This is a genomic window from Deltaproteobacteria bacterium, from assembly GCA_016219225.1.
In the GTDB taxonomy this organism is placed as follows: domain Bacteria; phylum Desulfobacterota; class RBG-13-43-22; order RBG-13-43-22; family RBG-13-43-22; genus RBG-13-43-22.
This window is the reverse complement of sequence record JACRBX010000098.1, coordinates 1-12,048: the sequence shown is the minus strand read 5'-3', so window position 1 is coordinate 12,048 and position 12,048 is coordinate 1. Positions and strand designations below refer to the sequence as shown.

The 12,048-nt window shown below is 53.7% G+C and carries 13 protein-coding genes; all 13 read left to right on the top strand.

Annotated features, from left to right (window positions below; all coding sequences use genetic code 11):
- Positions 1–153: 153 nt before the first annotated feature.
- Entirely contained in the window at positions 154–1,491 is a 1,338-nt protein-coding gene (gene nrfD / locus HY879_08805; protein ID MBI5603444.1) for a polysulfide reductase NrfD, read from the top strand.
- Positions 1,488–2,039 carry a DUF3341 domain-containing protein gene (locus HY879_08800; protein ID MBI5603443.1) on the top strand — a complete coding sequence of 184 codons (552 nt, stop codon included), beginning with the start codon at positions 1,488–1,490 and terminating at the stop codon, positions 2,037–2,039. The genes nrfD (HY879_08805) and HY879_08800 overlap by 4 nt, the downstream gene beginning before the upstream one ends.
- The gene (gene nrfD / locus HY879_08795) at positions 2,023–3,267 is read left to right on the top strand and encodes a polysulfide reductase NrfD (GenBank protein MBI5603442.1); all 1,245 of its coding nucleotides are present in this window, start codon (positions 2,023–2,025) and stop codon (positions 3,265–3,267) included. The genes HY879_08800 and nrfD (HY879_08795) overlap by 17 nt, the downstream gene beginning before the upstream one ends.
- On the top strand, positions 3,267–3,812 hold the full coding sequence (locus tag HY879_08790; protein MBI5603441.1) for a cytochrome c3 family protein: 546 nt from the start codon (positions 3,267–3,269) through the stop codon (positions 3,810–3,812). The genes nrfD (HY879_08795) and HY879_08790 overlap by 1 nt, the downstream gene beginning before the upstream one ends.
- Positions 3,813–4,208: 396 nt before the next feature.
- Positions 4,209–5,534, top strand: coding sequence for a cbb3-type cytochrome c oxidase subunit I (locus tag HY879_08785; GenBank protein MBI5603440.1), 1,326 nt, complete (start codon positions 4,209–4,211; stop codon positions 5,532–5,534).
- The gene (locus tag HY879_08780) at positions 5,531–6,511 is read left to right on the top strand and encodes a cbb3-type cytochrome c oxidase subunit II (GenBank protein MBI5603439.1); all 981 of its coding nucleotides are present in this window, start codon (positions 5,531–5,533) and stop codon (positions 6,509–6,511) included. The genes HY879_08785 and HY879_08780 overlap by 4 nt, the downstream gene beginning before the upstream one ends.
- Before the next feature lie 3 nt (positions 6,512–6,514).
- The gene (gene ccoS / locus HY879_08775; GenBank protein ID MBI5603438.1) at positions 6,515–6,778 is read left to right on the top strand and encodes a cbb3-type cytochrome oxidase assembly protein CcoS; all 264 of its coding nucleotides are present in this window, start codon (positions 6,515–6,517) and stop codon (positions 6,776–6,778) included.
- Between the two features lie 8 nt (positions 6,779–6,786).
- A complete protein-coding gene (locus HY879_08770) occupies positions 6,787–7,062 on the top strand; it encodes a hypothetical protein (GenBank protein MBI5603437.1) in 276 nt (91 codons plus the stop codon).
- A 19-nt stretch (positions 7,063–7,081) separates the two neighbouring features.
- Positions 7,082–7,360 (top strand): hypothetical protein, encoded by a 279-nt coding sequence (locus HY879_08765; protein ID MBI5603436.1) that lies wholly within the window; start codon positions 7,082–7,084, stop codon positions 7,358–7,360.
- Between the two features lie 5 nt (positions 7,361–7,365).
- Complete coding sequence (locus tag HY879_08760; protein ID MBI5603435.1) at positions 7,366–7,980, top strand: hypothetical protein; 615 nt, start codon at positions 7,366–7,368, stop codon at positions 7,978–7,980.
- A 274-nt stretch (positions 7,981–8,254) separates the two neighbouring features.
- Positions 8,255–8,956, top strand: a complete 702-nt coding sequence (locus HY879_08755; protein ID MBI5603434.1) for a sulfite exporter TauE/SafE family protein — start codon at positions 8,255–8,257, stop codon at positions 8,954–8,956.
- Between the two features lie 136 nt (positions 8,957–9,092).
- Positions 9,093–11,594, top strand: a complete 2,502-nt coding sequence (locus HY879_08750) for a cation-translocating P-type ATPase (GenBank protein ID MBI5603433.1) — start codon at positions 9,093–9,095, stop codon at positions 11,592–11,594.
- A 92-nt stretch (positions 11,595–11,686) separates the two neighbouring features.
- A partial coding sequence (locus HY879_08745) for a universal stress protein (GenBank protein ID MBI5603432.1) occupies positions 11,687–12,048 on the top strand: 362 nt, incomplete at its 3' end.

The window sequence follows — 12,048 nt, the reverse complement described above, 5'->3', positions numbered from 1 at the left end:
CTCGTCATTCCCGCGAAGGCGGGAATCCAGGCTATATGTAACTAATTAAAAACACTGGGTTCCCGTTTCCACGGGAATGACGAAAATGGATGCTGATCAACTTTTTACGAACTTGTCATCATTGATTTCGCCGAACGCTGAACGCTATCAATTATGAAAGACCTTGATTACAGCACGGTCAACCAGGAAGTGATGCGGGCCATGTCCCCGCCGGGAAGGCTTTACCTGGCCCTGGTGGCCTTCTGGTTCCTGGGTATTCTCGTGGGGGTGGGTTGCTGGACCTATCAGATTATTAGGGGCCTGGGGGTGGAAGGACCCAACCATCCCATCGCCTGGGGGACCTATCTGGTCAATTTTGTTTTTTTCGTGGGTCTGGCCCATTCGGGCACTCTGATCTCGGCCATCCTCTTTTTATTTAGGGCCGGCTGGCGGACAGCCATATCCCGCAGTGCCGAGGCCATGACCGTCTTTGCCGTCATGGTGGCCGGCCTTTTCCCTTTTATTCACCTGGGCCGGATCTGGGTGGTTTACTGGATACTCCCTTATCCCAATCAGCGCAACCTCTGGCCCGATTTCCAATCCCCCCTGGTCTTTGATGTCATCGCCATTTCCACTTATCTCCTGGTCAGCATCCTTTTCTGGTATACCGGCCTGATTCCCGACCTGGCGGCCATACGGGACCAGGCCCAGGGTCTGCGGCGCAAGATATATGGGGTTTTTTCCTTGAACTGGACCGGCAGCCACCATCAATGGCGTCATCACAGCGGGGCGGTCCTTCTCCTGGCCGCTCTGGCTACCCCCCTGGTCATTTCCGTCCACAGTGTGGTCTCCTGGGATTTCGCCCTGTCCATCTTACCGGGTTGGCACAGCACCATATTCGCCCCCTACTTCGTGGCCGGGGCCATCCATTCCGGTTTGTCCATGGTGCTCATCCTTCTGATCCCTTTGCGGCGTCTTTATAAATTCGAAAACATCATCACTTCGGAGACCCTGGAAAATATCGCCAAGACCATCATCCTGACCGGCCTGATTATGAGCTACTCCTATCTGACCGAGCACTTTATGGCCTGGTACAGCGGGAACAAGACCGAAGGGGACACCTTTTACTGGCGTATGGTCGGCTATTACAAGGAATGGTTCTGGCTGATGATCTTCTGCAATTCCATCGCCCCCCTCTTCTATTTTTTTAAACGGATTCGAACCAATACCATCAGTCTGTACCTGATTGCCGTTTTGGTCGTCATCGGCATGTGGTTTGAGCGGTATGTCATCATCATCACCGCCCCGGCTCATGCCTATGATCCCTATATCTGGAGGCTCTACCAGGGACCCACCTGGGTGGAATACGGGATCCTCTTCGGGGCCTTCAGCATCTTTTTTTTCTTTTTCTTTTTATTTGCCAAATACCTGCCGGCGGTTTCCATAGCCGAAGTTAAGGAGGCAGTCAAACCTCTTAAACGGGAAGGGCAGAGAGGGGGAGTCAGTCAATGACAGGACTCCATGCTCTGACCCGGCTGCGGAAGAAAAAATCAACGACCCAAAAGGCCATGATGGGAATTTTTATCTATCTCGATGATCTCCTGGAGGCTTTAAAAACCTTAAAAGGGACCGGCTTGCCTGTTACCGTCTTTTCCCCGTCGGCCCAATCTGAGATCAAGGGGGCCTTGGGGTCGAGGCCCAGCCCGGTCCGCTTTTACACCCTTTTCGGAGGCCTCCTGGGACTTTCCTCCGGCCTGGCCCTGGCGGTTTATACGGTCATCCAATGGCGGTTTATCGTCAGCGGCAAACCGGTTATCCCCTGGATCCCCTTTGTGGTCGTCGGCTTTGAATTTCTCATTCTGTTCGGGGTCCTGATTTCCTTTACCGGAATGCTCATTCACTGCCGTCTGCCCAGACTCCGGTTACCGGTCTATTATGATCCCCGCTTTTCCAACGACCGTTTCGGCCTTTTGGTCTATTACAGCGGAATAGATCGGGAAAGAATCACCGACCTCCTGAAAGAGGCCCGGGCCGAGGAGATCCATGACGTCGAGGGCTGAGATCTTGAGGGAAATCAAGGCTGCCGAACCGGTCACCGGTTGTGGCCGGTGGACAGTTTTATCCCTGATATTGATCCTGATCGGCGGGACCGCCTTTGTCATAGGGATTTCCGGGACCCAAGCGGAAAGGACCTGGCAGGCCTTTTTAGTGAATTATCTCTTCTGGTCCGGTCTGGCCTTCGGATCGGTTCTTTTTTCGGCCATTCTGGTCATCACCAAGGCCCGCTGGGGGCGGCCGGTCAAACGTCTGGCCGAGGCCCCGGCGGCTTTTCTGCCCCTGGCTTTCCTGCTCTTCTGGGTCCTTTTACCGGGCCGGGAAAAGATCTTTCCCTGGATCCATGAGCCGTTGCCCCAGAAAGCCGCCTGGTTGAATACGGGATTTCTCTTTGCCCGTGACGGCCTTTCTATTTTTCTGCTTACCATCCTGTCCCTGGCCCTGGTTTATTTCTCTGTTCGAGGGGAAAAGGAGATCTATTCCCGAAAGCCCGGAACCGGGAAGGAGAATAGTGATCCTGGAGGAAAAAATCTCTCTATACAAACCGTCCTGGCCCCGCTGGTGGCTATTGTTTATGCCCTGGTCCTGAGCCTTTTGGGGTTTGATCTGGTCATGTCCTTATCGCCTCACTGGTACAGCACCCTTTTCGGCATGTATTTTTTTACCGGGGCTTTCTACAGTGCCCTGGCGGCCTTGATTTTTCTTTCAGTCCTTTCGGTCAAGGCCTTTGATCTGGAAAATTTTATCGGGGAAAAACAGTTTCACGATCTTGGAAAGCTGCTCCTCGGTTTCTGCTTAGTCACCGGGGATTTTTTCTTTTCCCAATTCCTGGTCATCTGGTATGGGAACTTGCCTGAAGAGACCCGCTTTGTCATTACCAGGGTCAACAGCCTTCCCTGGAAACCCCTGGCCTGGACCGTGCTGGTCCTCTGTTTTGCCTTGCCCTTCGGTGTCCTTTTGAGCAGAAAGGCCAAGATGAAACAAGACTTGATGTTGATCCTGAGCGGGATTATCCTGATCGGGATGTGGCTGGAACGTTTTCTCCTGGTGGCCCCCTCGCTCTGGAAAGGGAAAGAACTTCCCTTGGGCCTTTCGGAATTGTTAATCAGTCTGGGTTTTTTAGGGCTCATGGGCTTCAGTATCCTCTGGTTTCTGGGCCGGTTTCCCCTGCTGCCTGTTTCAGATCCCTTATTCGAAAAAACCAAGGAGTCGGCTCGGGGGGAAGGAAAGTGATGGGCACGATGGCTGAGGACAAAAAACCGGCCCATCAGGGGAGAGTATGGCTCAAATGGTTCTCAGCCGGTCTGTTGCTGATGGGAGTGATGCTCTATTTTTATTACGCCTATCCAGGCCAGGGGATAGGTCCCAAACAACCCATTCCTTTCAGCCACCGGGTTCACGCCGGGGTCAAGGCCATCAATTGCCGGTTCTGTCATCCCTATGTGGAGAGGTCCGAGCATGCCGGTCTGCCGGAAATGGAAAAGTGTTTTTTCTGCCACCGCTATATCATCCCCACCCATCCGGAGATCCTGAAAGAGAAGGCCTATCTGGACAGCCGGAAACCGGTCCCCTGGGTGCGGATCTTTTATGTTCCTGATTTTGTGAAATTCAGACATGAGCCGCACCTGCGGTGGGGAAAATTGGACTGCACCCATTGCCATGGGGCGGTGGACCGGATGGACCGGCTGCAGAAAAAGGAATTCAAGATGAAATTCTGTATCGATTGCCACCAAGAAAAAAAGGCCCAACTGGATTGCTGGCTGGCCTGTCATCATTAAATAGCAGAGGGCATGGAGCATAGAGCAGAGGCGAAGGGTTTAGTAACTAAAGAATATAATTCTACGTAAAATGGATAGAATTTCTTAAAGAACACACCTTGGACCCGGACCAATTGAGGTTTTTTTAACATGTTTTGCATATCCAAAATCTTGGTTCCGGCTGGTCCGGGTTGGGGCATAGAGAAAAAATGAGTTGAGGGACTGAGAAACTGAGATTAAAATGAAGCATCCAAAATTTATTCATCATAGGTCAGGCATCTTGCCTGACAATAAGAGATCGTCCACCCAACGAACCGGATCAACGCACATCATGATCGGGAGTCATAGGAAGTGACCTTTCTTAAAGAGGAATCCTACGGGACGGTCAAGGCCTATTTTTTGAGCGCCGCCATCTGGATGGTTATCGGGACCTCGGTTGGTTTTATCGATGCCCTCCATCTGGTGGCGCCGGACCTTTTGGGAAACATCTCCTGGCTGGTCTTCGGCCGGACCCGGGCCATGCACACCAATCTGGTTATCTTCGGGTTTATCGGAACGGCCCTGTTAGGGTCGGCCTTTTATCTGGTGCCCACCCTGTTACAGGCCCCTTTGTACAGCGAGCGATTGGGAAAGCTTTCCCTCTGGATCCTGAATCTGACCATAGCCTCCGGAACCGTCACGCTGGCCCTGGGTTTTTCGCAAGGGCGGGAATACGCCGAATGGATATGGCCGGTGGATATGGGGGTCCTGATCACCTTCGCCTTGATCTTCTATTGCCTTTTCCGGACGGCAGGCACGGGCCGGGAAAAGACCCTCTATGTTTCCATCTGGTATATCTTTGCCGGCCTGATCTATTTTTTTCTGATCTATTTTTTCGGTAATGCCGTCTGGAATCCATCCACCGGGGCCATTACCGGCCTGCCTGATGCCGTTCTGGCCTGGTTTTACGGCCACGGCGTGGTAGGTTTGTTTTTGACGCCTCTGGCCGTGGCTCTTTCTTATTATGTCATCCCCATTGTTTGCCGTACCCCTTTGTACAGCCACTCCCTGTCTCTGGTCGGGTTCTGGACCATCCTGGTCATTTACACCCATATCGGCGCCCATCACCTCCTGCAGACCCCGGTGCCCACCTGGTTGAAGGTGGTGGCCGTCACCGGCAGTCTGGGGATGATCGTCCCGGTGATGACCGTCCTGATCAATCTCTGGCTGACCATGCGTGGCCGAATGGGATTGATCCATGCCGATATGGGCGGAAAATTTATCATGGCCGGTCTGGTCTGGTACTGCCTGGCCTGCCTCCAGGGGCCTTTGCAGTCCTTGCCGATGGTCCAGAGGGTTACCCATTTGAATAACTGGGTGATTGCCCATGCCCATATGGGGGTCCTCGGCTTTTCAGGGACCATTGCCCTGGGGGGGATTTATTTTATCCTGCCCAGGATCACCGGCAGGCCGATCTTCAACCGACGCTGGGCCGATATCCAGTACTGGCTGGTGCTTATCGGTATGGCCGGATTTTTCACGGTCCTGACCGCCGCCGGTCTGATCCAGGGAAACGGCTGGCTGAACGGGCAGGCGGTCTATAAAATCCTGCCTGAAATTCATGTTTATATGGTCCTTCGGGCTGCAGTGGGCCTGCTTATCGTTAGCGGGGCCGTCCTGGGCCTGATGAATATCACCAAAAGTATTTTCGGAAGGGATGGTTCGGAAGGCTCATCCTCTGTCGGAATGGGGGATGGGCTATGAAGATGAGCCCGGCCATCATTATCTTCGGAGGATTGATCATCTTTGCTTCCGTCTTGTTTGTCGCGGTCATCCTGCCCTGGACCACCATCAGCGAACAGCCTTCCGATATCTTCCGATCCCGGTCCGCTGTCGAGTCCCTGGGCCGGGACCTTTATGTCCGGAATGGATGCACCTACTGCCATACCCAGTTTATCCGGGATATGGACTGGGATATGGGGGCGGAGCGGATCGCCCTTTCCGGTGATTATGTGCAGGATCGGCCTCACCTGATCGGCACGGAAAGGACCGGTCCCGATCTCTCCCAGGAGGGGGGCGAGCACCCGGATGACTGGCACCTGGCCCATTTTACCAATCCCAGGTTTGTCAGACCGGAATCGATCATGCCCTCCTGGGAATTTTTGGGCCGGGAAAATATCAGGGCACTCATCGCCTATAAACAGAGTCTGGGATACCGGATGGCCGACTTCCGGGTTAAGCGGCAGAACCATTGGAAAGAAAAGGCCCTTAAGGCCTACGAAGCCGGTCCTGATGAAAATATCGGCTGGCTCCACCAGATGATCCCCGAGCCCTGGAGAAAGTTGCCCAACCCCTATCCGACCACTGCGGCCGGGCTGAAACGGGGGCATAAGATCTATCAGAGCTACTGCATTGGTTGTCACGGCCCGATCGGCGACGGGATGGGGCCGGCCGAGCCGTATCTCTATCCCCCACCGCTTAATTTCACCCTGTTAAACCAGAGAGAGATTTCAGGGGGCATTCTGTACTATCAGATTATGAACGGCATCACCGGCACGGCTATGCCTTATTTTAAAAAAGAGCTGGAATCCGCCAAGATCTGGGAAGTGGGGGATTATGTGGCTGTCTATTTTATCGGCCGAAGCGATGCCGACCGGGAACCCAAAGGGATTGATGCCGCCTATGAAAACCCGGCGGTGAGGCCTCGACCCAAGTCCTTGACCGGAGAAAAGGAGAAATAGAAGATGTATTTTTCAGGTTGGATTATTCTGGTTGCCCTGAGCCTCTGGATCAGTCTGACGGCTTTCCTCTGGGGCCTCCAGAGCGGGCAGTTTTCCGATCAGGACCGGGCGCGCTATCTGCCTTTGCGCGACCTGCTCCCTCAGTCGCCGGCCCAGGATCCGGCCCGGCGGCCTATGGAGGTCTATGGTCTGCTGTTCATCGGCCTCTTGGTGATGGCCGGGTTAGCCGGGTCGATCATTTTGAGTTTTTTCCGGTCAGTTTTTTAGGTGCGGCTATGCCCTTTTTCCCCTTGATGACTTTTCAGGAAATGGCCCTGGCCTTTTTTCTGGGGCTGGGGGTCTTTATCCTCCTTTATGTGGCCTGGGGGAGCTATCAAAGGAGAGATCCCTATGAAACCGGGCAGCCATCGGAAAAGTCGGGGCAAGGCCCTGCGGATTGGCTTAAGGCCGGGGAGAATCCCATACCGCCCTTTCTTGTTTTTGTTTATATCGGGGTTGCGGGTTGGGCACTGGCTTATCTGATTTTTAGAATTAATAAAAATATTTTTTGACAGGATTGACAAGATTGAGATGAACCAATCAGCCGCCAAAAGCTGGATCATTGTGCTGTCCATTTCCTTTTTCTTTTTTCTCTGGGGGCTTTTTATTTATTTTACCGTGGGGGATAACTGGCCGCCTCCCTGGAGCTACGGCATTGTAGAGGATGTGCCGGGGCAGTCGGTCTATTCGGTAAATAAAGCCCAAAGCCGGGCAGGCACGGCCCCTTCGGAAGGACCAAGAACGCGGGAACAACACGTCATGGGTAAGAAAGAGTGCTCTGTCCGGACTCAGGGCAAGGAAGGATTATAAGGACCATGTGGAGAAAAATACTCCTGTTGATGGGTCTGGCTCTGGGCCTTTTGGTGACCCTCCTTTTTTTTCTTTCCATCCTGATCAGCAACTATTACGGCCGGATGAGGGACGATGAAGCTCTGAATACCTTTCAACTTTCCCTGCCGGTCATGCCCAGGGGAACCATTCCTCTCGGCGGGGGGATCGAATCTATAAGAACAATGGACCCCAAAAGCTTAATCAATCCCTTGCCTTTGACCCAGGCGGTTATTGATCGGGGAAGGAGAAGCTATCTGTACTATTGTCTGCCCTGTCACGGGCCAGGACTCGACGGGAAGGCCACGGTAGGGCAAAGCTTTTATCCTTTACCTACCCATCTATTGGGCCCCAAGGTGCAGGACCAGAAGGATGGTGAACTTTTTTCAAAGATCAGCCTGGGCTACAAAAGGCAACCGCCTTTATATGCCACCGTAGGGGTGGATGACCGCTGGGCCGTCATTACCTATCTGCGGGCCATGGCAAAACTTCAAGCCTCCTTCCTCAATCTCCCCCTTGAGGGGGTGGGAAGGGGTGGGGGTAGGGCGCCACGAGGGGGAAAAATATCGAATATCGAATATCGAATATCGAATAATGAATAATGAATATCGAAGGAAGGAAATAACAAGGCACTTCGAAATTCGGTTTTTCGTTTTAAACCCTCATGCTCGCCTGATGGGAGGGCCACGAGGGATAAAAATAACAAAACGCGGCTGAAGGCGAGGGGCAAGGTACAGGGTTCAAGGTTTTCCACTTGCAACCTGTAACCTGCAACTTTATTCTTAATCTCCGCCCTGACCCCTGACCCCTGATCCCTGATCCCATTTTTTATGTAACTTGTGACTTGCATCTTGCAACTTTATTCAGGATCTTTCAATGACTTTCGAACTCCTGGCCCCTTTCCTGATCGGACTGTTCGGCAGCCTCCATTGCCTGGGGATGTGCGGTCCCCTGATCATGGCCTTTTCTATGCACATCAAAAGCCCTCCAGTCTCGGCCGGGGGCGAAAATTCGTCTCCCTGGGGCCGGGGCCTTTCCCATCACCTGGCCTATCACTTCGGAAGGCTTTTGACCTATGGCTTTTTGGGGGGCCTGGCCGCGGCCCTGGTCAATATCGTCGGCTTTAATCTCTATTTGAATGTCCGCGGTGTTCTGATCCTAACCGGCGGGGGCCTGATCAGCCTCCTGGGCCTGATATTTTTGCGGGTCATCTCCCTGCCGGATCTTTTCAGCCGATTTTCCGGGGTCCCTCAGGTCTTCTGGAAGCGGATCGTTCCTCCCCTGTTCCAATCCCCCGGGGCTGTTCCGAAAATGGCCCTGGGGCTGGCCGGCGGACTTTTGCCCTGTTGTCTCTCCTGTTCCATGCTCATCAAGGCGGCCACCACCGAAAATTGGGGCCAGGGATTTATGACCATGGTCGCCTTTGGCCTGGGCACCGTCCCGGCCCTTCTGGCCCTGGGAATTTCCGCTTCCCTCCTGACCCTGCGGACCAGGATGATCGGGGAGCGGATTGCCGGCCTTTCCGTTGTCGCCATGGGTCTGATCCTGGTATTCAGGGGGGTGCAGCTTCTGGTGTGAAGAAAGATGCAAGATGCAAGTTGCAAGTTGTGGAGTGCGGGTGTCAGGGGTATAATTTCCCAGAGGTTCTTTGAAAAAATCTAACCAAATATATTTGAAATTTTTCTGTTACGAGATACGGGTTACAAGTTACGAGATGCGAGTTACGAGATACGAGATACGAGACACGGGTTTGGTGGAATGCCGCTTATGCGGCCTGCCTGTAGGCCGTTCCGGGGTGCAGGAACAGCAGGGAGAGATACGTCTCCATTTCTGCTGTTTCGGCTGCCGGCAGGTATTTCAAATCCTTTCCAGCCTTCCCGAAGGGGCGGCGGCCGATTATAAAAATTCAGACCTCTACCGTCTCTGTGAGGCCAATGGCCTGATCGGAAAAGATTTTGCAGACCCGGTAAAAAACCCTGCGCCCAGGCAGGGATCCGATAAAGAAGTGGGGGAAGCCGCAGATCCGGAAGCCCCTCTGTCCAGGGAATTGATTTTCAAGGTGGAGGGGATGTGGTGCAGCGCCTGTTCCTGGTTGATTGAAGCGGTCCTGGCCAAGGTCCCTGGCATAGTGAAGGTCAAGGTCCTTTTCGCCTCCGATCTGGTCCAGATCGATTACCTTCCCCATCGGGTGACGGTCGAAGACATCCAGGCCCGGATTTCCAGGTTGGGGTACAGCACCTCCCTTCTTCAGGATCCGGAGAAAACTGCCGGGGAAAAGAAAAGGGTCCAACTGCGTCTGGGCCTTTCAGCCATCCTGACCGTCCATATCATGATGATCTCTCTGGCCCTCTATGCCGGATTTTTTCAGGATCTGGGGACCGAGGCTATAGGTTATCTTTCTTATCCTCTTTTCCTCCTGACTACACCGGTCCTCCTTTACGGAGGATTTCCCATTTTTAAAAAGGCCCTGAACGGACTGCGCTTCGGAAAACCCACTATGGAGGTCCTTATTGCCATGGGGGCCCTGTCAGCCTATTTTTACAGCCTCATCCAAATGGCGCGGGGCAGTCTCCATCTTTATTTCGACACGGCTGCCATGCTGATCGTCCTGGTCCTGCTGGGGAAGTATCTGGAGTCCGGGGCCAGGGAAAGGATTTCCCGGGGCCTGGTGGAACTCTATCACCTGGCCCATCAGAAGGTCCGTCTGCTGACCAAAACAGGTGAAAAATGGCTGGCCGCCGATCAGGTCCGGGCAGGGGATGAATTCCAGGTCCTGGCCGGAGAAAGGCTGGCGGTGGACGGCCGGATTATTTCCGGCCAGGCCGGTCTGGACGAATCCTTTTTGACCGGAGAGTCCCGCCCGGTAAAAAGAGGGCCCCACGATCAGGTCCGGGCCGGTTCCTTACTCCTTGACCACTCCCTCATCCTCCGGGCTACCCATACAGGGGCTGAAAGCGCCATCGGCCGGATCATTACCTTGATGCAGGATGGCCTGTCAGGAAAAACCCATTTCGAGCATTTAGCCGATCGGCTGACCGGCTGGGTCGTGCCCGGCCTCCTGTTATTGGCCGGCGCAACCGCCCTTTACCTGGTCTACCAGGGCCGGTCCCTGGAGGAAGCCTTGCTGCGGTCCGTGACCATCATGGTCATTTCTTGCCCCTGCGCCCTGGGGATTGCCACCCCTTTAGCCAAAGTCGCTTCCATTGGAGCCGGAAGGCTCCGGGGAATCCTTATCCGGGATCCGGCGGCCCTGGAAAAAATAGAAAAATTAGATGTTTTGATCTTTGATAAGACCGGGACCCTGACCGAAGGCCGGTATGCCTTGCGGGAGATGGTGTTTCTCGGTCGGTCAAAGGAAGAGGCCTGGCAGAAGATCGCCTCGGTGGAAGCTCTATCCGATCATTTCCTGGCCAGGGAGGTTCAAAACAAGGCCCGTGAATTTTCCCTTTCCCTGGGAGAGGTCACCGGGTTCCGGAAACTGGCCGGGATGGGGGTTAACGGGGAGGTGGACGGGTGTGCCGTGGTCATCGGGAACAGCCGGTTGATGCACTCCCAGAGGCTGGATCTTCCGAAGGCCATTGAATCACAGGCCGAATCCCTGGAGGCCAGGGGAACAACGGTCGTCTTTTTCGGCTGGCAGGGCCGGGTTTGGGGATTGATGGCCTTTGGCGATGTCCTGAAAGAAAAGGCCCATCAGACCGTGGCCAGTGTTCAACAGAATGGATTTCAGACTTGGTTGGTTTCCGGGGACTCGCCGGAGACCACCGGAGCCATGGCCCGGGATCTGGGTATAGAGTCCTTTGTCGGCCAGGCCATGCCGCAGGAAAAGGTGGGCATCATCAAAAACCTGCAGCGTCAGGGCCACCGGGTGGGCATGATCGGCGATGGGCTTAACGACGCCGCGGCCCTTGCCCAGGCCGATGTGGGTTTTGCCTTGGGGACCGGGGGGGGTCTGTTAGCGGAGGCCTCGGATATCACCCTGTTGACCGATGATCCCTGGAAGATCCGGGAGGTGCTTGACCTATCCTGCCTGACCGTCAAGGTCATCAGGCAAAATCTCGGATTTGCCTTTTTTTATAATATGCTCGGAATCCCTCTGGCCGTCACCGGCCTGTTAAATCCCTTGGTGGCCGTTCTGGCCATGTTTGCCAGCAGCCTGACCGTAGTCGGAAACACCATGAGAATTTATAAAAAAGGACAAACCCTTGACAAGTAAAAAGGCCCTTGATATAAGGTTAATCCAATAAAATTATGATTTCTACCTATTAAGGCTTTCGTTCCGTTCAATCCTAAAAAAGGAGATAAGGCATGAAAGAATTCAAACAAATCCTGTTCCCAATCGATTTTTCCGAATCTTCCCCCAAAATACTGCCCTATGTATTGACCATGTCCAAGACCTTCGGCAGTACGGTCCATTTGCTCTATGTGGTGCGGGATCTGAAATATTTATCCAGTTTTCATGTCCCCCATCCATCCCTGACCTTGATTGAAAACGAAATCGCTGAAAGCTCCAAAAAGATGATGGAAAAGGTCTGCGAAGAAGAGCTTCAAGGATGTCCCCGCTTTGTCAAAAAGATTATTGTCGGGGATGCGGCCAATGAAATCATCCGCTATGCCCAGGAAGAAAAGATTGACCTGATTATCATGGGAACCCATGGACGAAAAGGATT